This window comes from Pseudomonas sp. FP1154 (genome assembly GCF_030687245.1).
Classification (GTDB): Bacteria; Pseudomonadota; Gammaproteobacteria; order Pseudomonadales; family Pseudomonadaceae; genus Aquipseudomonas; species Aquipseudomonas rhizophila.
In genome coordinates this window covers 2,620,831-2,646,476 of record NZ_CP117465.1, presented here as the reverse complement: position 1 = coordinate 2,646,476, position 25,646 = coordinate 2,620,831, and the positions used below count along the sequence as shown (strand labels likewise).

Below are 25,646 nucleotides of genomic sequence, written 5' to 3'. Positions count from 1 at the left end.
CAGGGTTTGTGTGCGGCCCCTGGAACTGGCATGTTGGTCTCTCAATTGATCAGCCACGAGGTTCCATGCAGATCGAGTTACTGGAAATCAGCGAGCACCTGCATCGTTTTCCCCCTTTCGATGCCCTGCCCCAGCAAACCCTGGAGGCCATAGCCCAGCGCGTCGAAGTCAGCTACTTCAAGGCCGGCAGCGATATTCTCGAGGCAGGCTCCATCGTCCACGACCTGCATTATGTGCGCAGTGGCGCAGTCGAGATCTACCGGCGTAACGGCCAGTTGTACAACCGTCTGGTGGAAGGCGATATCTTTGGTCAGGCCAGCCTGCTGCGCAGCAACAAAGTGCGTTTTCCGGCGCGGGCCCTTGAAGACAGCCTGATCTACTTCATCCCGGCGGATGTGTTTGCCCAACTGTGCGAGCAACATGACAGCTTCGCCGACTTTGTCGAGGCCGAAGGACACTCCAGGCTCAAATCCGCCGTAGAGGCCCAGGGCCGCGCCAGCGAACTGATCCAATTGAAATCCCGCGCGCTGATTTCCCGGGACCTGGTCTGGGTCACCCCGCACACCAGCGTTCACGAAGCGGCACGGTTGATGTCCCAGGAAAGCGTTTCCTGCGTCGTCGTCCTGGAACCTGCCGGGCATCACCCGGAAAAAATGCTCGGCATCGTCACCGACCGCGACCTGCGCACCCGGGTAGTGGCCGCCAACCGCAGCGGCGATACCTGCATCGGTGAAGTGATGTCGACCGATCCGGTGGTCATCCAGGCCGATGACTCGTTGTTCGAAGCCATGTTGTGCATGCTTCGCAGCAACATCCACCACCTACCGGTGGTGCACAAGGGACGCACGCTGGGGTTGATCAACCTGTCGGACATCATCCGGCACGAGTCCCAGAGCAGCCTGTACCTGGTCAACAGCATCTCCAACCAGACCTCTGTCGAGGGCTTGCGCTCATTGTTGCGAGATCTGCGCGGCACCTACATTCGCATGGTGCGCGACGGTGCGACGGCTCACATGATCGGCAGCGCCATCTCGGGCATTGGCCGCGCCTTCACCCAGCGGTTGCTCGAGTTGGCCGAGCGGGAACTGGGGCCGCCGCCGGTTCCGTACTGCTTCATGGTGCTGGGATCGATGGCGCGGGACGAACAACTGCTGGTGACCGACCAGGACAACGCCCTGGTACTGGATGATCGTTTCGACCCGGCCCTGCACGACGAATACTTCAAAAGCCTGGCCACCTTCGTCAGCGACGGCCTGGCAGAGTGCGGCTACAGCTACTGCAAGGGCGGCATCATGGCCACCAACGCGCAATGGCGGCAGCCGTTGCGAGTATGGCGCGAGTATTTCAGCCAGTGGATCGAGAAGCCCAATGCCGCCACCCTGCTCAACAGTTGCATCTTCTTTGACCTGGACGGGGTCTATGGGCAACTGGAAATGGTCAACGAACTCAAGGTGCTCTGCGCTGAAAAATCCAGGGTGACCCCCGCCTTCCTGGCGGCGATGGCCCGGAATGCCTTGAACCGCACGCCCCCCTTGGGTTTCTTTCGCACCTTCGTAATGGAAACCGACGGCAAGCAAAAACAGATCATCAACCTCAAGGGCCGTGGCACGGCGCCATTGACCGATCTGATCCGTATCCACGCCCTGGCCTGCGGGACCACGGCGCAGAATTCCTTTGATCGTCTCGAAGCCATCAGCACCACACAGCTCGTGCAACCGCAGGCCATTGAGCATCTGCGCTATGCCTTGGAATTCCTGTCGATGGTGCGTATCCGACACCAGGTCGACGCCATCGAACAGGGCCAGAAACCGGATAACTACATCGAACCGGAGCGCTTTTCCACCACCGAGCGGCACAACCTCAAGGAAGCGTTTCAGGTATTGAGCAATGCGCAGAAATTCCTGCGATTCCGCTACCCCGGTCACGCTCGGCCATCCCGATGAACAATCCGAAGGGGCAAGAAGCGCTGGATTGGGCGGCACGTTTCAAACGTCTGGAACAGCAAGCCCGGCACCCGCTGCTGCAACGCTTCTACCAACAGGGTGTCATAGATGCCGGGACTGCACTGGAGCAGGTGGAACTGCTGGCCATGGACCTTGAAACCACCGGTCTGAACGCGCGCACCGACAGTATCGTCAGCATCGGCCTGCTGCCGTTCACCCTCAGGCGCATACGCTGCGGTGAAGCCCTGTACTGGGTGATCAAGCCCTCGCAGCTCAGTCATGAGTCGGTGACGTTTCACCACATCACACACTCCGACATCCGTCATGCTCCCCGATTGCCGGACGTCATGGAGAAAGTGCTGGAAGCCATGGCAGGGAAGATCATGGTGGTGCATTACCGGGCCATCGAACGCAACTTCCTGGATCAGGCGTTACGCAATCACCTTGGGGAGGGCCTGCAATTTCCGGTGATTGACACGATGCAGCTGGAAGCGCGGCAGGTGCGCGGTCAGCGGCGTTGGCTGGACCGGCTGTTACGCCGTCCACCCGAGTCCATCCGGTTAGCGGACAGTCGCTTGCGCTACCACCTGCCGCCCTATCACGCCCATCATGCCTTGACCGATGCCCTGGCGACGGCCGAGCTGTTGCAAGCGCAAATAGCCACTCACTACAGCCCGTCCGTCCCTATCGGCCAGCTGTGGGATTAAAAGGTCAGGTGCGCGGTTCCGACATCAATCCCTTGACCAGGGAAATACAGCCCAGCAGCAGGACAATGGCAAACGGTAAGCCGGTGGAAACCGCCATGGCTTGCAACGCGATCAAACCGCCACCCAACAACAGCGCAATAGCGATCACACCTTCGATGATGGCCCAGAACACCCGCTGTGGAACGGGCGCATCGACCTTGCCGCCAGCGGTGATGGTGTCGATGACCAGCGAACCGGAATCCGAAGAGGTGATGAAAAACACGATCACCAGCACGATACCGAGCAGTGACGTGATCTCCTTGAGCGGAAGCCCTTCGAGCATGGCAAACAGCTTGAGCTCCAACACCGCATCCTTGACCCCACTCAGCCCCTGGAGGGTGGCCTGGTCGATGGCTGTCCCGCCAAAGGTGGTCATCCACAATACCGACACCAGCGAAGGTACCAGCAGCACCGAGATCAGGAACTCGCGAACAGTACGGCCGCGACTGACGCGGGCAATGAACATCCCCACAAACGGCGACCAGCTGATCCACCAGGCCCAGTAGAACGCCGTCCAGCCTTGGGTGAATTCAGTGTCTGTGCGACCGAAGGGGTTGGACAACGCCGGCAGGTACTCGGCGTAGGTCACCAGGTTCTTGAAGAAGCCGGTGAGGATCGCCAGGGTTGGCCCCACCACGATAATGAACACAAGCAACAACAGGGCCAGGCCCATGTTGATTTCGGAGAGCAGCTTGACGCCCTTCTCCAACCCGGCGAGCACCGACCACAGGGCAATCAGGGTGATGCCGATGATCAGCACGACTTTGCTCACGCTGGTCGATTGAATGCCAAACAGGTGTTCAATCCCCGCAGCGGCCTGCTCGGCACCGATGCCCAGCGAAGTCGCCAGCCCGAACAGGGTGGCGAATACCGCCAGGATGTCGATGATATGGCCGGGCCATCCCCAGACGCGCTCACCCAGCAGCGGGTAGAAGATCGAGCGTATCGACAGCGGCAAGCCTTTGTTGAAGGAGAACAGGGCCAGGGACAACGCGACAATGGCGTAGATGGCCCAAGGGTGCAGACCCCAGTGGAAAATGGTCGCGGCCATGGCCAGGTCGGCGGAGGCTTTCATATCGCCCGCCGCACCGCCCAGAGGCGCCCAGTCGGTACGCGCCCCGCTGGCGTCGAGTGTGACACCCCCCATAGAGGCAGCGTAATGGGACATGGGTTCTGCCACACCGTAGAACATCAGGCCGATGCCCATCCCGGCGGCGAACAACATGGAGAACCAGCCCACATAGGTGTGGTCCGGCGTGGCATCCTGGCCGCCCAACCGAACCTTGCCCAAGGGCGAGACGATCAGCGCCAGACACAGCACTACGAAGATGTTGGCCACGCTCATGAAGAACCAGGCCAGATGCTTGGTCAACCAACTGCGCATGGCGCTGAAAAGCGGTTCGACTTCATTCTGCAGTGCAAGTGTCACGATGACGAACAGCAGAATGGTCGCCGCGGAGATGATGAAAACTTTGCCGTGGATATCCAGAGAGAAAGAGAACTGACCTCGGATATTGTCTTGCCCGATCACGTAGTCGGTGTCGATGAGATTGGCTTTGCCGCTGGGGGCTGGTATCCCCTCTGTGCCGGTTGACTGGGGTTGTCCTGATAGATCGTCTACAGGGTTTTTTCCCACGAGAACCTCCTTTTGTTATCCGCGCGCTTGGGCGCGCATGGTCTGATAAGCCCCGCTGTTCCTATGGTAAAAACGAGATGTGTGCGCATGTATCTTAACAAGCTTATGAGCCAGTCTGGGACATTGCAGCCGTTCAAGCGTTCCCCGGCTGGGAAAATGGCCCGTGCGCGAGCCCTCAGGGGACCGGCATCACGGCTGGGAAAAGCCTGAATCGCAAAGAAAAAAAAGGCGCCGGGATTGCCCCGGCGCCCTTTGATCAGCCTGTGTTTCGCTCAGCTCACTGCGCGGCGCGTACCTTGGCAATTTCGTCGTACATCATCTTCACCAGATTGGCATCCAGGGACTTGGCGAACTTGTCGATCACCGGTTGCACACGCTCGCGAAAGCGATCTTTCTCGGCCGGGGTGATCTCGTTCACGGTCATCGCACCGGCCAGTGTTGCTTTGGCCTTGTCCATGCTCGCAGCGGTGACTTCCCGCTGGTACTTCTGCGCCTCGGCGGCGGCCTGGCGGATCAGGTTTTTTTCATCCTCATTCAGACGGCTCCAGGTTTTCTGACTGATGATCAGCGACTGGGGATTGAAGATGTGGCCGGTCACCGACAGGTACTTCTGCACCTCGAAGAACTTGTTGCCCTCAATCACCGTGAAGGGGTTCTCCTGGCCGTCGATGGTGTGCTGCTCAAGGCCAGTGTAGACCTCGGGAAACGCCATCGGCACCGGGTTAGCGCCCAGGGCGGTAAAGGTTTCCAGGTAGATCGGTGACTGGATCACGCGAATCTTCAAGCCCTGCATGTCTTCAAGCTTGGCCACTGGATGCTTGCTGTTGGTCAGGTTGCGGAAACCCAGGTCCCAGTAGCCCAGGCCAACCAGCCCTTTGCTGTCCAATTGCGCCGCCAGCTTCTGGCCGACCGGCCCGTCGATCACCGCGTGGGCTTCTTCGGCGTTGTTGAACAGGAAGGGGAAATCGAGCATCGCGAAATCCGCTGCCTGGGCGGCCAGGATGCCGGAGTTGAGCACGGTGATGTCCAGCGTACCGCCCTGCAGGGCCGAGACCGTCTGCACGTCACCACCCAGGGTTCCGCCGGGGAACAGACGGACCTTGAGCTTGCCGCCGCTCTTCTCGCTCAGCAGGTCGGCGAACTTCTGTGCGCCTTGCCCTTGGGGGTGCTCCTTGACGTTCTGGAACGCAAATCGCAGGGTACGCTCGCGGATCTCGTCCGCGTGGCTGACCACGCTGCCCAGCAGCAGCCCCGTTGCACATGCCCCGGCCAACAAGGTTTTCATCAGTTGTCCCATGTCACTCTCCGATCATTATTGTTTTAGAAGTCGAGCTACTACCGCTTGCACCGGCGTCAACCGGTGAAGAATTTCAAAGGTCCCAGAACCAGTTGCGGAAACAGGACCAGAAGGAACAGCACCGCCAGTTGCGCGAGCAGGAACGGCCACACGCCACGAACGATCTCTTCGATATTGAGTTTCGAAACCCCGCTCACCACATTGAGCACGGTACCCACCGGTGGCGTAATCAGGCCGATGGCAGTGTTGATGAGAAACAGCACGCCGAAATAAACCGGATCGATACCCGCCTGGGTCACCGCTGGCATCAGCACCGGGGTGAGGATGAGGATGGTGGGCGTCATGTCCATGACCGTACCGACCATGATGATCAACAGCATGATCACCACCAGAAGCAAGGTCGGGCTGTCCATGAACGGTTCGAGCACTGCCGCCAACTGGCCCGGCAAGTCGGCAATGGTCACCAGCCACGAGGAGACCATGGCCGCCGCCACCAGGAGCATCACCACCGAGGTGGTCTTGGCCGAGGACAGGATCACTTCGTACAGCTGGCTGACTTTCATTTCCCGGTAGATGACCAAGGACACAAACAACGAATAGACCGCTGCGACCACCGCCGCTTCCGTCGGGGTGAAAATGCCGAACTTGAGACCCAGGATGATGATCAGCGGCAGGCCCATGGCCCAACTGCCCTCGACCAGGGCCCGCATCACTTCGGCCCGCGAGCGCTTGGGTGGTGTCTGCACATGCTCGCTGCGGGAGATGAACCACCAGGCGATGGCCAGGGCGACACCGAGCATCAGACCCGGCACGATCCCGGCCAAAAACAGCTTGGAAATCGATACCCCGGACGCCACGCCAAACACAATGAAGCCAATGCTCGGCGGAATGACCGGGGCAATGATGCCTCCGGCGGCAATCAAGCCGGCCGAACGCGCCCGGTTGTGCCCCGCCAGCACCATCATCGGCACCAGCAAGGCCGCCAGCGCCGCCGCGTCGGCCACCGCCGACCCCGAAAGCGATGCCAACAGGCAGGACGCGATGATCGCCACGTAACCCAGGCCGCCACGCTTGTGTCCCACCAGCGCCATGGCGATGTTGACGATGCGTTTGGACAGGCCGCCGGAGTTCATCACTTCGCCGGCCAGCATGAAGAACGGCACAGCCATCAACGGAAAACTGTCGGCACCGTTAAGCAGGTTCTGGGCGATGATTTGTGCGTCAAACAGATCCAGATAAAACATCAACGCCACACTGACCACCAGCAAGGCAAAGGCAATGGGAATGCCCAGCGCCATGCTGCCTATCAATGACCCGAGGAAAATAACCAGTGTCATGGGCGGGTACTCTTGATGGGGTTATGGGCGATCACTTCGGCGGCGTCGTTGTCCTTGACCATGACCATTTCGTCATCCCTGAGCTTGCCGAACAGCGCCAGGTAGAGCTCATAGACCAGGATGGCGGCGGCGCTGGCGCCGAACACCAGGCCGGCAGCGTAGAACACTGCCATCGACATACCCGAGGCTGGCGCGACCACATCCAGGTTGATAACCGCCTGCTGCCAACTGCCGCTGAAGATCAGCCAGCAGATGTACAACATCATCAGGTGCCCGATGACCAGGCAGAGGCGCTTGCCGGCCGGAGGCAGGCGTTTGACCAGACTGTCGAGCCCCAGATGGGCACGGTCCTTGAGCGCTACCAAGGCGCCGAGAAAAATCATCCAGACGAAGAACCAGCGCGACAGTTCCTCCGAGACGCTGATGCCTGAGTTGAAGGCATAACGCAGCACCACATTGCCGAACACCAGCACGATCATTGCGACCATGCACAGCACAATCAGCAGTTTGAGCAGTTTGAAATACAGATCGACGACCTTTGTCATCTTGAAGACCTCCCGGACTTGTCGAGCGCCGGCATCCAGCAACCGGCGCGATAGGACCGCAACGATGGGCGGGAGCTATCGGGTCAGGACACAGCAGCTGAGCGTTGTTCCGGGTCCGGAGCAACGAAGCGAGGGATAGGGGCTGAGCGCTTGCAGACGGGTACGCATGGGGGTTCCTCAATTTTTTATTATGGTCTTGGTCAAGCTGAACAAGAGGTGTGCACCTAAAATGTACCAACCGGTTAGTTCGGTCAATCACCTTGGCGGGAGGCCCACACAAAGCGTGCGATTATCGGATAAGCGTGTGGGCCGGCTTATCCGGTATTTTTGGTGTTCGACACCGTGCCCAATGCGTTTTTTTATTTATCAACAGACAACTTTATTTATGAACTAGCGCCACACAAAACTGTTCAACTCCGCTGATCTGAAAATCCAATAATAAAATTGAACCTTATTTAACTTCCGCACTTCACCGGCAACCCGCCAACTCGATAATACTTCCAACCCCGACAACAAACAGGCGTCATTTCAATGACAGACATCCAGGCACCTTTATATAAAGCGGCGCCAGAAATAAGACCTCGATAGACTTGGCGTGATCAAGATGCCCTTTCCAGTACTCAATAAATCACGAAAAAACCTTATCATTCAAAATCTTACACCATTTTAATTTCAGAATAAGAGCGCAACTTTCCAACCTCCCCTCAACCCTTCTTAGTCAAAACAACAAAATACCTTTCAAATAAAACTTTGCGCCCGTGTTCTTTGGTGTTATTACTTCGCCGCTCCAAACTGCAATAGGCCATTACGCAACTTTCCGCGTGCGTAACGCGCCTGCCTGATATTGGATCCCACTTAATTCAACTTGCTTGTTTACTCAAACGCATGATCGCGCTTGGGCGAACGGCTGTGCAGCGCAGCAAACTGCGCGAGGAAGGGCGTCATCGCTACTCATCAGTCACGGATCAGGATTCTTTCGATCTTCGGTACCCGTCCGGAAGCCATCAAGATGGCACCTTTGGTCAAGGCCCTCGCCGCCGAACCGGGCATTGAGTCGCTGATCTGTGTCACCGGCCAGCATCAGAGCATGCTTGAGCAGGTGCTGGACCTGTTCGATCTCAAGGCGCATTTCACCCTCAACGTGATGACGCCGCATCAGACGCTCAACTCGCTGACGGCTGCGTTGTACGGCGCAATCGACCCGGTACTGGAACAGACCCGGCCGGATCGGGTGCTGGTCCATGGCGACACCACCTCGGCCATGGTGGCTTCGATGGCCTCCTTTCATCGACGCATTCCCGTGGGCCATGTGGAAGCCGGGCTGCGCACCGGCGATATCTACAGCCCATGGCCGGAAGAAATGAACCGTCGTTGCATCGACCTCAGCGCCGACCTGCTGTTTGCCCCCACCGCACAATCTCGCGATAACCTGCTGGACGAACGTCTGCAGGGCCGCTGCCTGGTGACCGGCAATACCGTCATCGATGCGTTGCAGATGACCGCCCGGCGCATCGAGCAGGATGCACAACTGCGACAAACACTGGACCAACAGTTCCCGTTCCTGCAAACCGGACGCAAGCTGCTGCTGGTCACCGGCCACCGCCGGGAGAACTTTGGCGAAGGCTTCCTGGACATCTGCAAGGCCTTGCGTCACTTGGCCCAGCGTCCCGACATCCAGATCGTCTACCCGGTGCATCTCAATCCCAGCGTACTGGGCCCGGTGACTGAACAACTGGGTGACCTGCTCAACGTGCACCTGATCAAGCCCCTGGATTACCTGGCGTTCGTGCGCCTGATGCAACACGCCCACGTCATCCTCACGGACTCCGGTGGTGTGCAGGAAGAAGCGCCGTCCCTGGGCAAACCGGTGCTGGTGATGCGCGACGTCACCGAACGCCCCGAAGCCGTAGCTGCGGGTACGGTGCGTCTGGTCGGCACCTCCCCGGCCTCGATCATTGCCGGCGTGGACGCACTGTTCGACGACAAGGCCTTGTGGCGCCGCGCGTCTCAGGCAGCCAACCCCTATGGTGATGGCAAGGCCAGCCAGCGCATCGTCGATACCCTGATGGGGCGCCCGATGGACGAATTTCTCGTGGGCCAGTCGCAATTGCCCCAAGGCTGGGCTCACCCACCGATGTACGCGCCACGCCAGTTGCTCGCCTCCTAATCGCTGCTCCCCCTTATCAGAATCGAGATTTACCTGAATGAAGCCTTCCGTTGCCATCTCTACGGGTGCGCTCAGCGCCCTTGCCTGTGGCCTGAGCCTGCTTGCGCTCATGCCAACCTTTGCCTTGGCTGCCGATAGCCCGCTTACCCAGGCAATCCATCGGCTCAACGCCGATACCCGCCAGGAGCGCGAAGTCCGCTTGAGCGACCTGGGCATCAGTGCGCCGATCCTGCTGGGCGCCAGCGATTCCCGACGGGAACTGTATCTACCCGTGCCGGCCGGGGTTGCCCTCAATGAGGCGACCCTGCAACTAGACGCCAGCTATCTCAATGGCGAAGGGGGCCGCAACACCCTGCTGCTGTCGCTCGATGGCTATCCGGTGCGCGCCGAAGGACTCAGCGAACCTCAGGGCAGTGCCAGCGCCACACTGGGCGTCGACAAGGCTGCGCGCGACAACGGCCTGGTGCGGCTGGGCATTGCCTGGTCTTCGGTGGTCTCCCGGCCGTTGTGCGAAGACGACCGAGTCATCGGCAACGTGCTGCGCATCCAGCCCGACACACGCCTGAACTACAGCTACGACGCCAGCCAACTGCAGGATGTCGGTGCCGCCTGGACGGCATTGCCTGCTCAACCCGGGATCCTGGTTGCACCCGGTTCGTTGTCCGCCGACAGCTATGACGCGGCCTGGCGATTGGGCGTGGCCCTGGAGCGAATGGGCAAGCACAGCCGCATCCTGCCGTTCCCTGCCGTACAAGACAGTGTGGATTTGAGCGCTCTGCGCATCCCGGCCGAACTGTTGAGCCTCCCGGCCTTCGCCAGCCTCAACGCGAAGGGCCAGCATCGCCTGGCCAACCCGGCAGAGATCGGCGCGCTGCTGATGCTGGGGCAAACCCCGAATGTACAGGCCGATCTGGCCATCAACGACCCGCAATTGCTCCAGGCCATCAATCAGTCCCTGGACGCGTTGCAGAGTCAGGTCCAAAGCGTCGACCCAACGGCGGCCAGTGCATTGACCCAATGGCGCGCACAACACGTCAACGCAGCCACGGCAGGCGCCGGTCCGGACGATGTGCGCCTGGCGCTGCTGGGTACTCGCCCGGTCCTGATGATCGCCCCGCACGCCACCGGCAAAGCCCTGTCGCTGCTTGGTTCAGCGTGGAACAAACTGGCGCGCAGCCGTCAGTTGACCGTCAGCCAAGCGCAAACGCCTTTGAGCAACGATGGCCGCGTGGCCCTGTCGCGACTGGGCGGCGCACCTGGCACCTATGACGTGGCCTCCCGATTCGACTGGAGCACTTCGTTCCCCTTGGGCAGCGTGGCGTATGACGGTCGCTTGCCGGTGACAGCCGTGGTGGACCTGTCCGCAGCACCGGGGGCTTCACACACCCCGCCCGTGGCCTCGCTGTTTTTCAACGATTTCCTGATCGGGGCCCAGCAGTTGACCACCGATGGTCAGTCACAACGCATCCAGGCCCATATCCCCAGCTATGCCCTGGGTTCAAAAAACGTATTGCGCGTCTCGTTCCAGCGCCAGCCTGTCAGCGATCGCTGCCTGGAAACACCCCAGGCCTTCCCGGTAGCGGTGCTGCCGAGCAGCCATATCGTGCTGGAAAAAATTGCCCTGGACGACGGTTTCTCCGGCATGGCCGCGCGCTTCGCCGTGGCGACCCAGATCCTCGTTCCCCAGGCATACCTCGACCAACCGGCCGCCAGTCTGGCCCGGGTGATCTCGGTGGCCGATGCCGTCGGTGTTTCACCGTTGCGCGCGCAGTTGAACGTCAGCTCCGATCCCAAAGCCGTGGTCAGCCCGGACAAAGCCTTCCTGGCGTTCGAGTTGCCGCTTGAGGACAGCAAGGAATCGGTCCTGGTCGATGAACAGGGACGTCTGCGCATCAACCATGAAGATCACTTGCTGCTGGATGTGCAGCCCCTCAACCAACTGGCTTCGCTACAAGTGGTGCAAGCCTCGGGACAGCATGGCCTGGTGTATCGGACCCTGGGCAGCCAAGCGCCCGACTTCGCCCAGCCGATTGTACTGACCCGTGGCGATGTGGCGATTCTCGGCGACAGCGGCGCGGTGACGATCATCGACAGCAAGGACCCCAGCGGCAGTCGGTTGCTCGGCCGTGAAGAACCCAAAGGGCTGGATGCCTGGCGTAAACCCTCGCTGCTCTGGCTGATCCCTGGCGCCATTGTGTTGTTCCTTCTCCTGTTGCTGGCTGGCCGTAGCGCCCGTCGCAATCGCCAGTAACGGTACCCTTCGATGACGTCGCTTTATTGGCCCTATTGGCTGGCCCACTACTACAACTACCTGGAAGCGGCGACCATCGTCGTCGCGGTGGTGATCCTGATCTCCAGCCTGGACGACCTGATCATTGACCTGTGGTACTGGTCTCGCCGCCTGTACCGCAAGCTCACCGCGGACCGCAAATACCGGTCGCTGACCGTCGACCAACTGCTGGCCCGGGACGAACAGCCCCTGGCGATCATGGTGCCGGCCTGGCTGGAATATGACGTCATCGCACCGATGATCGAGAACATGGTCTCGACGCTCGATTACCAGAACTACGTGGTCTTCGTCGGCACCTATGTCAACGACCAGCGCACCATCGACGAAGTCGAGCGGATGCGCCGGCGCTACAAGCAACTGCACCGCGTGGAAGTGCCCCATGCCGGACCGACCTGCAAGGCCGACTGTCTGAACTGGGTGATCCAGGCGATCTTCCTGCACGAGAAAACCCATGGCATGACCTTCGCCGGGGTGGTGTTGCACGACAGCGAAGACGTGCTGCATCCATTGGAATTGCGGCTGTTCAACTACCTGCTGCCGCGCAAGGACATGATCCAGTTGCCCGTGGTGTCGCTGGAGCGCAACTGGTACGAATGGGTGGCGGGCGTCTACATGGACGAGTTCGCCGAATGGCACGGCAAGGACCTGGTGGTGCGTGAAAGCATGACCGACACCGTGCCCTCGGCCGGCGTCGGCACCTGTTTCTCCCATCGCGCGTTGCGGGTACTGGCCGGCGAAACCGAAAACCAGCCGTTCAACACCGACAGCCTCACCGAGGACTACGACGTCGGCGCGCGACTGGCCAAGGTCGGCATGAACGCCATCTTCGTGCGTTTCCCGGTGCAGTTTCGGGTGCTGCGCAAATCCTGGTTCCGCAAGCCCTACGAATCGACCCTGACAATGCCACTGTGCGTGCGCGAGTTCTTCCCGGACACCTTCCGCACGGCGTTCCGACAAAAGGCCCGCTGGACTCTGGGCATCGGCCTGCAAGGCTGGGAACAGATGGGCTGGAGCGGCTCGTTGGCCAACCGCTACCTGCTGTTTCGCGACCGCAAGGGCGTGGTGACGGCGTTCGTCAGTATCATCGCCTACGTGATTCTGGTGCAGCTGCTGGGCTTGATCATTCTGCGCAACAGCGGCTGGTGGGACGTCACCTTCCCGACGCCCTTTGAAACCAACGACCTGATCAAATACCTGCTGGTGGCCAACGGCATTGCCCTGCTCTGGCGGATCCTGCACCGTTGTTATTTCACCACCGTGCTGTACGGCTGGCAGCATGGCTTGCTGTCGATCCCGCGCATGCTGGTGGGTAACTTCGTCAACTTCATGGCCGCGTCCAGAGCCTGGCGGATGTTCCTGGTGGGCAAGGTGATGAATCGCAAACTGGTCTGGGACAAGACCATGCACGACTTCCCTTCCACCGACCTGGTGGCCATCGCGCCCCGCCGCCTGGGCAGCGTGTTGCTGTCCTGGCAGGCCATTACCGACACCCACCTGCAGAGTGCCCTGGACCAGCAACAATCACGCAACATGCCCCTGGGGCGCATTTTGCTCAACAACGGCTGGCTGGACGACGAGACCCTGGCCGAAGCCATCGCGTTCCAGAATGACCTGCCCCGGGTCTTCGACGTGTCGCAAAAAGCCGCCGCCTCGACCTCGTCACTGACCGGCGAGTTTGCCCTGCGCTGGCGGGTCATTCCCCTGGGCCGCAACGCTGACGGCTGCGAACAGATCGCCGTTGCCAACCCCCTGTCCGACGAAGGCCTGCAACAGATCGCCGCCGAACTGGGCAGCGAGCCGGTGCAACTGATTGCCAGGGAAAGTGAAATTCTCGCGCTGTTGCGCCAATTGCCGGAACGCAACGGCCACGTCGTACCGAATGCCAGTGCACCGCTACTGGGTGACTTGCTGATCGAAATGGGCCTGCTCGATCGCGATCAGTTCAGCCGCGCCATGTTGCAGTATCGACCGCAGCACCACGGTCGGATCGGCGATTACCTGGTCGACAGCGGTGTGCTGCCCCGGGCCACTATCGAACAGGTGGTGGCGCGTCAGCACAGCGTCTACCCCATGGAGCTTCCGGCATGAACCGCGCCCTTCTGACCCTCTTGGCCACGGGGCTGAGCCTGATACCGGCCGTGGCTGCTGCCGAAACCTTGCCATTGCCGTTGTCCGGCCCGGCCTACACCGCCGCCAACCAAGCCTACAGCGCCTACGAGCGCAAGGACTACGACCTGGCCATCGCCAAGGCGCGCGAGGCCCTGCGCCTGCGCGCCGACGTGACGCGTCTGCACACCCTGATCGCCATGGCCGAACGTGACAAGAAACTGCGCGACCAGCCCCGGACCGCCGCTTCGTCCGCCGTGGCCGCGGCACCGGGTTTCATGGCCGCCACCCAAGGGGACAGGGCCTATGATCGCGAACGGTACGGTCTGGCTGCGCAATCGGCTCGCGAGGCGATTGCCCAGGCTCCCCGTCGCCGGGAGTACCGGCTATTGCTGATCGACGCCTTGCAGCGCCAGCATCTTCTGGTCGAAGCCGACCAGGCTGTGGGCGAAGCGCTCAGGGTCTTCGCCAACGATGACGCGCTCCTGATGCGTCGAACGGCGATTCGTCGCCAACTGGCGGCGCCGCTGGCGGTCCAGGGCTACCGTGCCTTGCAGCAAGGCGATGCGGTGCTGGCCGTGGACAAGGCTCGCCAAGCCATGGCTTGGGCTCCGGAAATCGCCGCCAACCAGCAATTGCTCAACAGCGCGCTGCTGACGGCCGAGGATCGCGACGCACCGATTCTCGAGTGCCAGGAAAGTACCTTCGGCCTGACGTGCGCCACCCGACCGGAGAACACCGAAGGACAGGCACCGGTCAGTGATTTGCAGCTGGCCTATGATTCAGTCCGGGCCGGTGACGACGAGGCGGCCCACGCCGCGTTCCGCAGGGCCGATGCCAGCACCCGGCTCGCCCCGGCAGCGGCTCAGGATGCAGCTTACAACGCCATGCGCGTTCATGAAGACGACGAAGCGGTGGCGTATTTCAAGCGCGTCATCGATGCCCAGGCAACCGCTGAGTCGCCCATGTCTGCACAACAGCTGTTCGATACCCGTCGTGCCGTGGGCGACATTTCACGCACCATGGGCTTGACCAGCACCACCAGCTATCGCGGCAACAGTTCCAGTGGCCTGAGCGCTGCTCCGGGCACCAGCAACAGCGGCAGCCAAAGCAATGATCAACTGCAGAACAGCACTGAGCTGTCCTGGCGGCCGCTGGGGTATCGCAATGCGCGTTTCGTCGAACTCTACGGGCGCGTCACCGACACCCTGTGGAGCAAGAACAGCGACTCGGACACCGGTGCGGATGCCTTGCAAGGGGCGCTGGGGGTACGGATCAAACCCTTCAGCTCCATCAACATCATGGCCGCCTTTGAACGCACCTTTCCCCTGGGCTCCTCGAACGTCGAGGGCGACTGGCTCGCGCGCCTGGGCTACGGTTCGAGTATCGGCACCGACCTGCGGGTCGATGCGCCCAGTTGGTGGACTTCGCAGCTGTACGCCGAAGTCGGTCGATACATCAACGACTCGCGCAATTATTTCAACAGCGAATGGCAAGTGGGACGCAGCTACGCCATCGGCGGCACCGGCTCGCGCTGGGTGACCTTCCCCCACGTCGTGGCGGCGCTCGACTACGATTCCAAGATGAAAAGCGGCGCCGACGGTGACTTCTCGTCAGGCAACGCCGGCGGGATCGGCGTGGGCAACAACGTACGCTACTGGTTCCGCGAAGACGCCTACAACGCCGCCCCGCGCTCCTATGTGGATTTTTCCCTGCAGTACAGGGCCAGGGTATTTGGCGAGGAACGCGCCAAAGGCGTGTTCGCTCGCTTGACCTACTCCTATTGAGGCCGTTGATGTGATGTGCAATTGCAGGAAGACGTTCGCTTGAAAATCTTCGGCCATATCATCAGTCGCACGGCTGTGGCGGCGCTCTCGCTGGCCACGGCCCTCGGCGCAGGCACAGGGACGTATTACATGATGAACCAAGAGGTTGCACCGGACATCGTTGGCATCGTCTGGCAGCCAGACAACCAGACCGTGGGCATCAAAGGCAACTGGGAAAAGCTGGGGGTGCGCGAGCTGCTGGTGCAATGGACGGTGGTGGATGACCAGGCCTTCGTGCCCGGCACCGGCCTGCCCAGCGTGCCGCTACTGCCTGACTGGGCGCGCATCGCCAAGGCGCCCTGGGCCCAGGATGTCATCCTCGGGCTGGCCGGCCATTTCAGTGAAAACCGCTCCAGGGACAACATCGAGCAACTGGCCACGGTGTCGGAGCGCATTGCGCAACTGCCGACGCCACTGCACGTGACCGGGTGGTACTTTCCGGCCGAGGTCGATCCCAGTTGGTCTCGCGCCAAGGAACTGCCCGCCTTGCTGGCCAAGCTGCCGCGCCCGTTGTGGATCAGCGTCTACGACGGCGCCAACATCGGCCCCGCCGCCACTGCCGACTGGCTCAAGCAATGGTTGCCGGACGATATTGGCGTGTTCTTCCAGGATGGCGTCGGCGTCTACGCCCGCACCGCCCCGGTGGCCCGGGACTACGCCGACACCCTGCGTGACCGGCTCGGGAAGGATCGCGTGCGGATCATCGTCGAAGCCTTCCGCCCCAAGTTCGGCGGCGGCTTTCGCTCGGCCACGGTTGCCGAACTCACACCCCAACTGGCCGCCTATGCCGGCTATCCGCTGTACCTGTTCGACGGCCCCCATTATCTGACGCCTGAGTTGGTGGAGCAGCTGGAGCAATCCTTGGCCAAGCCGTGATCATGGCTCGAGGCCTTCGTCCTGGCCTGGCCCCATAGATTTGTATCGCTGTGTATATGAACGGCGAGTTGATACGAAATCGCTGACTTCGAGCCTTGCCGACACACAACGTCGATACACCTTCGCGTTTAACTGTGATCACCGGACAGCAGCACACCCGTTGCCACCGGCCCACTCAATCAAGCGCAAGGAGAATCACCATGTTCACTTTCTCGAAAGTTTCGTCCCTGGCAATCGCTCTGACACTGATGGGCGGGCTCGGCCTGTCGAACATCGCTTCGGCCACGGCCATGAGTGCAGCGGCGAAGGGTCAGGCTGCACAGTTGGTGGTTGAAGGCGGCTCCGATCGTCTGAGCCAGAACCGCGTAGCCGAGGGTGGCTCCGATCGTCTGCTTCAGAACCGCGTGGCTGAAGGTGGCTCCGATCGTCTGCTTCAAAACCGCGTGGCTGAAGGTGGCGCTGATCGTCTTCAGGAACTGCGCGAACGCAACGCTTAAGAGTTGCCGATAGCCGTGCCGAGTTTGGATCGAAGTCTCAGCGCAATGGATTATTCGGGGTGAGGGAGCTTGCCCTCTCACCCCGAATGTTTGCCTGGCTCACGGCTTGATGTTCTTCAGCTCGTTGAGCAGCGCCAACAGTTGCTGCATCTTTTCTTCACCAAACTGTTCTTCGATGCGGCGATAGTTGCTTTCCATCCCCTCACTCATCGACACGAAGCACTGCTGCCCACGCTCGGTCAGCCCTACGAAAACCCGACGCTGATCCTGGCTCGACTTCTGCCGACGCACCAGCCCATCACGCTCCAGACGGCTGAGCACACCGGTCATGCTGGGTTTGAGGATGCAGGCCTGATGAGCGAGCTGGTGGCTCTCCAGCTCTCCTTGCTGATGCAGGATACGGATCACCCGCCATTGTTGTTCCGTAAGGTCATGCTGGTTCAGCGCCGGGCGGAAAAAAGCCATGGCCGCTTCGCGCGCTTGCAACAGGGTCAGTGTCAATGAAGGTCTGGGGTTGGCCATGTTCGGACTGTTTGGATGGACGAGCTGGCAGCTTAGTGTTGCGGACAAGCGGCTGCAAGAAACAACGCCGCGCACTGGACGGCTGCATGACGCCGGTGGCGAGTGCTCCACCAGCAGCGACGCTCAACGCAACCCCGATTGCCGCTGGCGATACTCCCCTGGTGTGAGCCGGGCGTAGCGCTGGAAGAAACGACTGAAATACGCCGGGTCCTTGAACCCGAGCTGGTAGCAGATTTCATTGGCTGAACTGCCGGTAAACAACAGCAACCGCTTGGCCTCCTGCATCAGCCGTTCCATGATCAGCTGCTTGGAAGGCAGGTCGGCGATCCGTCGGCACACATCGTTGAGCCGCGCCTCGGTGACGCCGATGCCCTCGGCGTAGCGCGACAACGGCCAATGTTGCAGATAGTGAGCTTCGATCAGCTCATTGAAGCGGTGGAAAATCTTCAGGTCCTCATGGCGGGCCGGTCGTGCCTGCAGAGAATTGGAACACAGACGCAGCAGACTGATCATGATCAGCCGCGTCAAACCGTCCAGCGCCGCGCTGCGCCCCGGCCGCTCGGCACAGACCTCCTCGCTCAGCTCCTCGAACAGGTACTCCAGTCGCCGCACCTCCCCCGCCTGTTCCGGCCCCAACTGCGCCAACGCAACGCAGGCCGCAGGCATTTGCACACCCGCCGGCGCCAGGCTCGGATCGGCGTCGATCAACTGCCACACCAATTGCTGACGAACGGTCAACACATGCCCGTCACTGTCGGCTTCGGTCACAAAAGAATGGGGAATGGTGGGTGGCGTAAGGAAAAACATAGGCCCGGATTCGACGTATTGCTGGTCGTCCAGATACACCCGTACGGCGCCGCTTTTCACGTAGTGAACCTGAAAGAAACGGTCATGCCGATGCACCGGCATATTGCGACCGAAGAAACCCGCCAGGTTGGCAAGCCGATCGTAGTGAACCTCGGCATCGCTGTAACGCTGGTCGTACACCTGGCCAATGTTGATGTTGGGGATTGGCTGACGGTCAGTCATCACGCATTTCTCGTTTTTTATTCTGATTCAGGCAGCGGCTTGGATTCATCCTGCGCCGATTTCCCGAGGGCAACCAGTGTCCGGTGATTCTGCCACGCTTGACGATAGTTAACATCTTAATTATAACTGTTAACACATTAACAATATCTGCAGAGCCCTCATCTCTGCCGCTGCCAGGAGACAAGCATGAGCCGTGCCCTGCATGACGTCGCGACCGGCACCCTGTTTGGGGTTGCACTGAACTATCAGGGGCTGCTGAAACAGCGCCTCGCCGAGTTCGAGCAACCGCCTTACCAGAAGCCGCCGGTCAAACCGGTGTTGTTCATCAAGACACCCAACACCCGCAACCGGCACGACGCCGACGTGGTTCATCCAGGTCACGGCCAGCGGCTGCAACCGGGGCCTGCGCTTGGCGTGGTGATGGGCAAGTCGGCCAGCCGTGTCAGCGCCGCCGAAGCACTGGACTATGTGGCCGGCTATACCGTGGTCAATGAATTCAGCCTGCCGGAAGACAGCTATTACCGCCCCGCCGTCAAGGCCAAGTGCCGGGACGGCTTCTGTGCCATCGGGCCTGAACTGGTGCCCACGGCCAACGTTGCCGACCCCCATAGCCTGACAATCAGGCTGTACGTCAACGGCGAGGTGCGCCAGCACAACAACACGGCCAATTTCGTTCGCAACATTCCCCAATTGATCGCCGAGATCAGCGAGTTCATGACGTTGCATGCCGGCGACGTTCTGATCACTGGCACGCCCGAGGGCCGGGTTGATGTCGTGCCTGGCGATCGCGTCGAAGTGGAGATCAGCGGCCTGGGCCGCCTCGTCAATAGCGTTGTGGCCGAGCACACAGGAGCACGTTCATGAAACACGCGCGCATTGGTTTTGAAGGCCAGGTCCACACGGTCACCGTTGAAGCTCACAACGCCGTTCGCCTGGCCGACGGTAGGCTGCTGGCCGAGGATCAGGTCCAGTGGTTGCCGCCGGCCACCGGCAGCATGTTCGCCCTGGGCCTGAACTACGCCGATCACGCCGCCGAACTGGCGTTCAAGCCGCCAACCGAACCGTTGGCGTTCATCAAATCCCCGGGCACCTACACCGGCCACAACCAGATGACCTGGCGCCCCGACAACGTCGCCTACATGCACTACGAGTGCGAGCTGGTGGCGGTCATCGGCAAAGCCGCGCGCAACGTCAAGCGCGAGGACGCGCTGGGTTACCTGGCCGGTTACACCGTGTGCAACGACTATGCGATCCGCGACTACCTGGAAAACTACTACCGCCCCAACCTGCGGGTGAAAAACCGTGATGCCACCACACCTGTCGGCCCGTGGATGGTCGATGTGGCCGATGTACCGGACCCCGGCAACCTGAAGTTGCGCACCTGGATCAACGGCGAACTGCGCCAGGAAGGCTCGACCCGCGACATGATTTTCGACATCCCCTACCTGATCGAATACCTGTCCAGCTTCATGACCCTGCAACCCGGCGACATGATCGCCACCGGCACGCCCGAAGGCCTGGCGGACGTAGTGCCCGGTGATGAAGTTGTGGTGGAAGTGGAAGGCGTCGGCCGCCTGGTCAATCGAATTGTCAGCGAAGCCGAGTTCTTCGCATCCCGTAAAGAGGCGTGAGCAGCATGATCAAGCACTGGATCAACGGCCGTGAGGTCGAAAGCAAAGATGTGTTCGTCAACTACAACCCGGCCACCGGTGAAGCCATTGGCGAAGTTGCCAGCGGCGGCGCCGAAGAAGTTGCCCAGGCCGTGGCTGCGGCCAAGGACGCTTTCCCGAAGTGGGCCAACACGCCGGCCAAGGAGCGCGCCCGACTGATGCGCAAGCTCGGTGAACTGATCGAGCAGAACGTGCCGAAACTGGCCGAACTGGAAACCCTCGACACTGGCTTGCCGATTCATCAGACCAAGAACGTGCTGATTCCGCGCGCCTCCCACAACTTCGACTTTTTCGCCGAAGTCTGCACGCGGATGGACGGCCACACCTATCCGGTCGACGACCAGATGCTTAACTACACCCTGTACCAACCGGTGGGTGTCTGTGCATTGGTCTCGCCCTGGAACGTGCCGTTCATGACCGCAACCTGGAAGACCGCGCCGTGCCTGGCGCTGGGCAACACCGCCGTGCTGAAAATGTCCGAGCTGTCGCCGCTGACCGCGAACGAGCTGGGGCGCCTGGCGGTGGAAGCCGGCATTCCCAACGGCGTGTTGAACGTGATCCAGGGTTACGGTGCCACGGCCGGCGACGCATTGGTGCGGCATCCGGATGTGCGGGCGATTTCCTTCACGGGCGGCACCGCCACCGGCAAGAAGATCATGCAGACCGCCGGGCTGAAAAAGTATTCGATGGAACTGGGCGGCAAGTCGCCGGTACTGATTTTCGAAGACGCCGACCTTGAACGGGCCCTCGACGCAGCGCTGTTCACCATCTTCTCGCTCAATGGCGAACGTTGCACCGCCGGCAGCCGGATCTTCATCCAGGAAAGCGTCTACCCGCAGTTCGTCGCCGAGTTCGCCGCCCGGGCCAAACGCCTGATTGTCGGTGATCCGCAAGACCCGAAAACCCAGGTCGGCTCGATGATCACCCAGGCCCACTACGACAAGGTCACCGGCTACATCAAGATCGGCCTCGAAGAAGGCGCCACGCTCCTGGCCGGCGGTCTGGAGCGCCCGGCCAACCTGCCGGCGCACTTGAGTCGCGGCCAGTTCATCCAGCCGACAGTGTTCGCCGACGTGGACAACAACATGCGCATCGCCCAGGAAGAAATCTTCGGCCCGGTGGTGTGCCTGATCCCGTTCAAGGACGAAGCACAAGCCTTGCAACTGGCCAACGAGACTGACTATGGGCTGGCCTCGTACATCTGGACCCAGGACATCGGCAAGGCCCATCGCCTGGCCCATGGCATCGAGGCCGGCATGGTGTTCATCAACAGCCAGAACGTGCGCGACCTGCGCCAGCCTTTCGGCGGCGTGAAGGGTTCCGGAACCGGCCGCGAAGGTGGACAGTACAGCTTTGAAGTCTTCGCCGAGATCAAGAACGTCTGCATCTCCATGGGCGGGCATCACATTCCGCGCTGGGGGGCATGATCACAGACAAATCGGGTGATTAATCTTGTGGCGAGGGGATTTATCCCCGCTGGGCTGCGCAGCAGCCCTACACCCGACGACTCGGTGTGTCAGGCCTATTGAGGGGCCGCTCCGCGCCCCAGCGGGGATAAATCCCCTCGCCACAAGTGCAGTGATCCACCCAGAGCATCAAGACCCGATTCACCCGTTATCCGAGATTCAACAAGAACAATTTTTCAGGAGAATCATCATGGGCGAAGTCGTCCTGGCTGCGAAAATCTGCCACGTTCCCTCGATGTACCTGTCGGAGCTGCCGGGCAAACACCACGGCTGCCGCGCAGCGGCCATTGCCGGCCATAAGGAAATCGGTCGCCGCGCCCGTGAACTGGGCGCCGACACCGCCGTGGTGTTTGACGTGCACTGGCTGGTCAACAGCGCCTACCACGTCAACAGTGGCGCGCACTTCAAAGGCATCTACACCAGCAACGAGTTGCCGCACTTCATCAAGAACATGGAGTACGAATACTCCGGCGCTCCGGAACTGGGCGAATTGATCGCCGCCGAGGCCAATGCCGCCGACGTGCGCACCCTGGCCCACAACATCCCGAGCCTGGAGCTGGAATACGGCACGCTGGTGCCCATGCGCTACATGCACATGGATGTTCCGCAAGACCAGAAATTCGACGTGGTGTCGGTTGCCGCCTGGTGCGCCTGGCACCGTCTGCAAGACAGCTTCACCTTCGGTGCCGCCGTGCGCCGGGCCATCGAAAAAAAGTGATCGCAAGGTGCTGGTGCTGGCTTCCGGCTCGCTGTCGCACCGCTTTTCCGATGATCGCAATGCCGAAGCCAACATCCACAACTGGACGCGCGAGTTCGACAAACAGGTCGACCTGCATGTCGTGGAGCTGTGGCGCCAGGGTCGCTGGAAAGAGTTCTGCGCCATGCTGCCCGATTACGCCGAGCACTGTTTCGGTGAGGGCAAGATGCATGACACCGCCATGCTTCTGGGGCTGCTCGGTGGGCCGGACTATGCCAAACCCGCCGAAATCATCACCGAACCTTTCGGCAGTTCCGGTACGGGCCAGATCAACGCCATTTTTCCAGTTTGAGCCACAGCGGCAGCCGACCACCCTCGACTTGCCGCTTGAAGCTTGCCACTCACAGCTGCCGACGCAGGAGGCCTCCATGCCCCACTTCATTGCCGAATACACCGACAACATCGAACAACAGGCCGATCTGCCCGGCCTGTTTGAAAAGGTTCACACCCTGCTGGGTGACAGCGGTGTGTTTCCCCTGGGTGGTATCCGCAGCCGTGGTGTGCGCCTGGATACCTGGCGCATGGCCGACGGCAAGCACGACTATGCCTTCGTCCACATGACCTTGAAGGTCGGCCATGGCCGTGACCTGGTTACCCGCCAGAAAGTGGCGCAAAAGCTCTTTGAAGTGATCACCGCGCACTTCGCCGAACTCCAGGCCCAACGCTTGCTGGCGCTGTCGTTCGAGATGATCGAGCTGCACGAACAGCTCAACTTCAAGGCCAACAACGTTCACGCCTTCCTCAACACCCAGGCCCATTAAACCCGCCTGCCCGTTCGCCCTTCGGCCTCTCTGACAAAAAGTACAAAATCATGAGCACAGCCAATACCGCCGACACTGCCGGCACAATCGCCCACGACCGCACCCATGCCACCGTCACCTGGCGACTGATGCCATTGCTGTTGGTCTGCTACCTTTTCGCCCACCTGGACCGCATCAACATTGGCTTTGCCAAGATGCAGATGAGCGCCGACCTGCAGTTCAGCGACACGGTCTATGGCTTCGGCGCGGGCCTGTTCTTCATCGCCTACGCGCTGTTCGGCGTACCGAGCAACATCGCCCTGGACCGGGTCGGCCCGCGCCGCTGGATCGCCACGCTGATGGTGGTCTGGGGGGCTTTGTCCACCGGCATGTTCCTGATCGAAAGCGCCGCCGGGTTCTACGTGTTGCGCTTTCTGCTGGGGGTGGCCGAAGCCGGGTTCTTCCCGGGCATTCTGGTCTTTCTCAACCGTTGGTACCCGGCACGGCGCCGCGCCCAGGTGACCGCGCTGTTTGCCATTGCCGTGCCGATGGCCGGCGTGATTGGCGGGCCCTTGTCGGGCGGCATCCTTGAACACTTCCATGACTTCGGTGGCCTGCGCGGCTGGCAGTGGATGTTCGTCATCGAAGGGCTGCCGGTGATTCTGCTCGGCCTGGTGGTGCTCAAGTGCCTGCCGGACAGTTTCGAGACGGTCAACTGGCTGACACCGCAAGCCAAACAGCAATTGCGCGCGCAACTGAGCGTCGAAGAACAACGCAAATCCATCACCTCGTTCTCGGCGATTCTCAACAACCCGCAGGTCTGGTTGCTGGTGGCGGTGTATTTCGCCGTGATGCTGGCGGTGAACACCCTGGCTTTCTGGATGCCCACGTTGATTCACGGCGCCGGAATCGGCAGCGACGGTCAGGTTGGATTGCTCAGCGCCGTGCCGTATCTGGCCGGCTGCTTTTTCATGATCGGCTGCGGCCGTTCGTCAGACCGCCATCGCGAACGGCGCTGGCACCTCTGCGTACCGCTGCTGATGGCGGCGGCAGGCATTGCCATCGCCGGTCTCTCACCCACCAGCCCAACCCTGGTACTGGGTGGCCTGATCATCGCGGGTATGGGTGCCAGTGCAGCGTTGCCGATGTTCTGGCAACTGCCGCCGGCCTTCCTGTCCAACAGCACCCAGGCCGCCGGCATCGCACTGATCAGCTCCTTCGGCAGCATTGCCTCATTCCTGGCGCCCTATCTGATCGGCTGGATGCGCGACACCACCCAGAGCGCCAGCCTGGCCCTTTATGTGCTGGCGCTGCTCATCGCCGTGGGGGGCCTGCTGGTGCTTCGCACCCAGGCCGCCATCGTCAACCCTCAATAAGAGATGCTCTTCATGCTCGATCAAAACCTCATCCAGCAGGCCGCCGCCCGCCTCGACCACGCAGAACGTTCGCGCGAACAGGTTCGGCAGTTTTCCCTCGACCATCCGCATATCACCCTGGACGACGCTTACGCCATCCAGCGCGCCTGGGTTGCGCAAAAGATCAAGGACGGTCGCAAGCTGGTCGGCCACAAGATCGGCCTGACCTCCCGGGCCATGCAGGTCTCGTCGAACATCACTGAGCCGGACTATGGTGCCCTGCTCGATGACATGTTCTTCGACGAGGGCACCGACATCCCGTTCGAGCGCTTCATCGTGCCCCGGGTAGAAGTGGAACTGGCGTTCATCCTCGGCAAGCCGTTGAAAGGTCCGAACGTGACGGTATTCGACGTGCTGGACGCCACCGAATGGGTGATCCCGGCACTGGAAATCATTGATGCCCGCATCCAGCAGATCGATCCACAAAGCAAGGCCACCCGCAAAGTCTTCGACACCATCTCCGACAATGCCGCCAACGCCGGCGTGGTCATGGGCGGGCGCGCGGTGCGCCCCACTGAAATCGACCTGCGCAAGGTGCCTGCGGTGCTCTACCGCAACGGCGTGATCGAGGAATCCGGCGTCTCGGCAGCGGTGCTCAATCACCCGGCCAAAGGCGTGGCCTGGCTGGCGAACAAACTGGCGGCCTACGACGTCACCCTGCAGCCGGGGCAAATCATTCTAGGTGGCTCCTTCACCCGTCCCGTGGCGGCCAACCCGGGGGATACCTTCCATGTCGACTACGACATGCTCGGTTCCATCGCTTGCCGTTTCGTCTGATCGG

General features: G+C 61.0%; 20 protein-coding genes and 1 pseudogene. 15 read left to right on the top strand and 6 right to left on the bottom strand.

Going from position 1 to position 25,646, the window contains the following annotated elements; translation table 11 throughout:
• The first annotated feature begins 65 nt into the window (after positions 1-65).
• Complete coding sequence (locus tag PSH91_RS12045) at positions 66-1,943, top strand: DUF294 nucleotidyltransferase-like domain-containing protein (protein WP_076385103.1); 1,878 nt, start codon at positions 66-68, stop codon at positions 1,941-1,943.
• Positions 1,940-2,650 (top strand): 3'-5' exonuclease, encoded by a 711-nt coding sequence (locus PSH91_RS12040; RefSeq protein WP_288913489.1) that lies wholly within the window; start codon positions 1,940-1,942, stop codon positions 2,648-2,650. The genes PSH91_RS12045 and PSH91_RS12040 overlap by 4 nt, the downstream gene beginning before the upstream one ends.
• Before the next feature lie 4 nt (positions 2,651-2,654).
• Here PSH91_RS12040 and PSH91_RS12035 read toward each other — a convergent pair whose 3' ends face one another.
• The 4 genes from PSH91_RS12035 to PSH91_RS12020 all read right to left on the bottom strand — a co-directional run bounded on the left by PSH91_RS12035 (position 2,655) and on the right by PSH91_RS12020 (position 7,504).
• A complete protein-coding gene (locus PSH91_RS12035) occupies positions 2,655-4,325 on the bottom strand; it encodes a BCCT family transporter (RefSeq protein WP_305468311.1) in 1,671 nt (556 codons plus the stop codon).
• 277 nt (positions 4,326-4,602) lie between these two features.
• Positions 4,603-5,622: a TRAP transporter substrate-binding protein gene (locus PSH91_RS12030; RefSeq protein ID WP_047229889.1), complete on the bottom strand. Its 1,020-nt coding sequence runs from the start codon at positions 5,620-5,622 to the stop codon at positions 4,603-4,605.
• A 56-nt stretch (positions 5,623-5,678) separates the two neighbouring features.
• Complete coding sequence (locus PSH91_RS12025) at positions 5,679-6,959, bottom strand: TRAP transporter large permease subunit (RefSeq protein WP_047229890.1); 1,281 nt, start codon at positions 6,957-6,959, stop codon at positions 5,679-5,681.
• Entirely contained in the window at positions 6,956-7,504 is a 549-nt protein-coding gene (locus PSH91_RS12020) for a TRAP transporter small permease (protein ID WP_076385109.1), read from the bottom strand. The genes PSH91_RS12025 and PSH91_RS12020 overlap by 4 nt, the downstream gene beginning before the upstream one ends.
• Before the next feature lie 1,009 nt (positions 7,505-8,513).
• Here PSH91_RS12020 and wecB point away from each other — a divergent pair.
• The 6 genes from wecB to PSH91_RS11990 all read left to right on the top strand — a co-directional run bounded on the left by wecB (position 8,514) and on the right by PSH91_RS11990 (position 17,266).
• Complete coding sequence (gene wecB / locus PSH91_RS12015) at positions 8,514-9,671, top strand: non-hydrolyzing UDP-N-acetylglucosamine 2-epimerase (RefSeq protein ID WP_047229892.1); 1,158 nt, start codon at positions 8,514-8,516, stop codon at positions 9,669-9,671.
• Positions 9,672-9,708: 37 nt separating this feature from the next.
• Entirely contained in the window at positions 9,709-11,922 is a 2,214-nt protein-coding gene (locus tag PSH91_RS12010; RefSeq protein WP_305468310.1) for a hypothetical protein, read from the top strand.
• 12 nt (positions 11,923-11,934) lie between these two features.
• Entirely contained in the window at positions 11,935-14,049 is a 2,115-nt protein-coding gene (locus PSH91_RS12005) for a glycosyl transferase family protein (protein ID WP_305468309.1), read from the top strand.
• The gene (locus PSH91_RS12000; RefSeq protein WP_305468308.1) at positions 14,046-15,854 is read left to right on the top strand and encodes a bacteriophage N4 adsorption protein A; all 1,809 of its coding nucleotides are present in this window, start codon (positions 14,046-14,048) and stop codon (positions 15,852-15,854) included. The genes PSH91_RS12005 and PSH91_RS12000 overlap by 4 nt, the downstream gene beginning before the upstream one ends.
• 39 nt (positions 15,855-15,893) lie before the next feature.
• On the top strand, positions 15,894-16,769 hold the full coding sequence (locus tag PSH91_RS11995; RefSeq protein WP_305468306.1) for a hypothetical protein: 876 nt from the start codon (positions 15,894-15,896) through the stop codon (positions 16,767-16,769).
• 200 nt (positions 16,770-16,969) lie between these two features.
• Entirely contained in the window at positions 16,970-17,266 is a 297-nt protein-coding gene (locus PSH91_RS11990) for a hypothetical protein (protein ID WP_047229897.1), read from the top strand.
• Positions 17,267-17,365: 99 nt separating this feature from the next.
• On the opposite strand, the gene hpaR is transcribed toward PSH91_RS11990, so the two are convergent.
• A complete protein-coding gene (gene hpaR / locus PSH91_RS11985) occupies positions 17,366-17,788 on the bottom strand; it encodes a homoprotocatechuate degradation operon regulator HpaR (protein ID WP_003201625.1) in 423 nt (140 codons plus the stop codon).
• A 123-nt stretch (positions 17,789-17,911) separates the two neighbouring features.
• The gene (gene hpaA, locus PSH91_RS11980; protein WP_076385117.1) at positions 17,912-18,817 is read right to left on the bottom strand and encodes a 4-hydroxyphenylacetate catabolism regulatory protein HpaA; all 906 of its coding nucleotides are present in this window, start codon (positions 18,815-18,817) and stop codon (positions 17,912-17,914) included.
• A gap of 186 nt (positions 18,818-19,003) precedes the next feature.
• Between hpaA and PSH91_RS11975 the strand changes: the two genes are divergently transcribed.
• The 7 genes and pseudogenes from PSH91_RS11975 to hpaH all read left to right on the top strand — a co-directional run bounded on the left by PSH91_RS11975 (position 19,004) and on the right by hpaH (position 25,642).
• The gene (locus PSH91_RS11975; RefSeq protein ID WP_047229900.1) at positions 19,004-19,681 is read left to right on the top strand and encodes a fumarylacetoacetate hydrolase family protein; all 678 of its coding nucleotides are present in this window, start codon (positions 19,004-19,006) and stop codon (positions 19,679-19,681) included.
• A complete protein-coding gene (locus PSH91_RS11970) occupies positions 19,678-20,448 on the top strand; it encodes a fumarylacetoacetate hydrolase family protein (protein WP_107321715.1) in 771 nt (256 codons plus the stop codon). The genes PSH91_RS11975 and PSH91_RS11970 overlap by 4 nt, the downstream gene beginning before the upstream one ends.
• Positions 20,449-20,453: 5 nt before the next feature.
• Positions 20,454-21,914 (top strand): 5-carboxymethyl-2-hydroxymuconate semialdehyde dehydrogenase, encoded by a 1,461-nt coding sequence (gene hpaE, locus PSH91_RS11965; RefSeq protein ID WP_047229902.1) that lies wholly within the window; start codon positions 20,454-20,456, stop codon positions 21,912-21,914.
• A gap of 229 nt (positions 21,915-22,143) precedes the next feature.
• Positions 22,144-23,002, top strand: a pseudogene (hpaD, locus tag PSH91_RS11960) (3,4-dihydroxyphenylacetate 2,3-dioxygenase).
• A gap of 76 nt (positions 23,003-23,078) precedes the next feature.
• The gene (locus PSH91_RS11955) at positions 23,079-23,471 is read left to right on the top strand and encodes a 5-carboxymethyl-2-hydroxymuconate Delta-isomerase (protein WP_139050429.1); all 393 of its coding nucleotides are present in this window, start codon (positions 23,079-23,081) and stop codon (positions 23,469-23,471) included.
• 50 nt (positions 23,472-23,521) lie between these two features.
• On the top strand, positions 23,522-24,826 hold the full coding sequence (locus PSH91_RS11950) for an MFS transporter (RefSeq protein WP_047229905.1): 1,305 nt from the start codon (positions 23,522-23,524) through the stop codon (positions 24,824-24,826).
• Positions 24,827-24,838: 12 nt separating this feature from the next.
• Positions 24,839-25,642, top strand: coding sequence for a 2-oxo-hept-4-ene-1,7-dioate hydratase (hpaH, locus tag PSH91_RS11945; RefSeq protein WP_047229906.1), 804 nt, complete (start codon positions 24,839-24,841; stop codon positions 25,640-25,642).
• The last annotated feature ends 4 nt before the right edge of the window (positions 25,643-25,646 follow it).

What these genes read in the sequence shown, in the direction of transcription:
- PSH91_RS12040 (WP_288913489.1), top strand. Translation starts at nt 1,940, where the DNA reads ATGAACAATCCGAAGGGGCAAGAAGCGCTGGATTGGGCGGCACGTTTC.
- PSH91_RS11955 (WP_139050429.1), top strand. Translation starts at nt 23,079, where the DNA reads ATGCCCCACTTCATTGCCGAATACACCGACAACATCGAACAACAGGCC.
- PSH91_RS12010 (WP_305468310.1), top strand. Translation starts at nt 9,709, where the DNA reads ATGAAGCCTTCCGTTGCCATCTCTACGGGTGCGCTCAGCGCCCTTGCC.
- PSH91_RS12005 (WP_305468309.1), top strand. Translation starts at nt 11,935, where the DNA reads ATGACGTCGCTTTATTGGCCCTATTGGCTGGCCCACTACTACAACTAC.
- PSH91_RS12030 (WP_047229889.1), bottom strand. Translation starts at nt 5,622, where the DNA reads ATGGGACAACTGATGAAAACCTTGTTGGCCGGGGCATGTGCAACGGGG.
- hpaH (WP_047229906.1), top strand. Translation starts at nt 24,839, where the DNA reads ATGCTCGATCAAAACCTCATCCAGCAGGCCGCCGCCCGCCTCGACCAC.
- hpaR (WP_003201625.1), bottom strand. Translation starts at nt 17,788, where the DNA reads ATGGCCAACCCCAGACCTTCATTGACACTGACCCTGTTGCAAGCGCGC.
- PSH91_RS11990 (WP_047229897.1), top strand. Translation starts at nt 16,970, where the DNA reads ATGTTCACTTTCTCGAAAGTTTCGTCCCTGGCAATCGCTCTGACACTG.
- PSH91_RS11950 (WP_047229905.1), top strand. Translation starts at nt 23,522, where the DNA reads ATGAGCACAGCCAATACCGCCGACACTGCCGGCACAATCGCCCACGAC.
- PSH91_RS11970 (WP_107321715.1), top strand. Translation starts at nt 19,678, where the DNA reads ATGAAACACGCGCGCATTGGTTTTGAAGGCCAGGTCCACACGGTCACC.
- hpaA (WP_076385117.1), bottom strand. Translation starts at nt 18,817, where the DNA reads ATGACTGACCGTCAGCCAATCCCCAACATCAACATTGGCCAGGTGTAC.
- PSH91_RS12000 (WP_305468308.1), top strand. Translation starts at nt 14,046, where the DNA reads ATGAACCGCGCCCTTCTGACCCTCTTGGCCACGGGGCTGAGCCTGATA.
- PSH91_RS12045 (WP_076385103.1), top strand. Translation starts at nt 66, where the DNA reads ATGCAGATCGAGTTACTGGAAATCAGCGAGCACCTGCATCGTTTTCCC.
- PSH91_RS12020 (WP_076385109.1), bottom strand. Translation starts at nt 7,504, where the DNA reads ATGACAAAGGTCGTCGATCTGTATTTCAAACTGCTCAAACTGCTGATT.
- wecB (WP_047229892.1), top strand. Translation starts at nt 8,514, where the DNA reads ATGGCACCTTTGGTCAAGGCCCTCGCCGCCGAACCGGGCATTGAGTCG.
- PSH91_RS12025 (WP_047229890.1), bottom strand. Translation starts at nt 6,959, where the DNA reads ATGACACTGGTTATTTTCCTCGGGTCATTGATAGGCAGCATGGCGCTG.
- PSH91_RS11975 (WP_047229900.1), top strand. Translation starts at nt 19,004, where the DNA reads ATGAGCCGTGCCCTGCATGACGTCGCGACCGGCACCCTGTTTGGGGTT.
- hpaE (WP_047229902.1), top strand. Translation starts at nt 20,454, where the DNA reads ATGATCAAGCACTGGATCAACGGCCGTGAGGTCGAAAGCAAAGATGTG.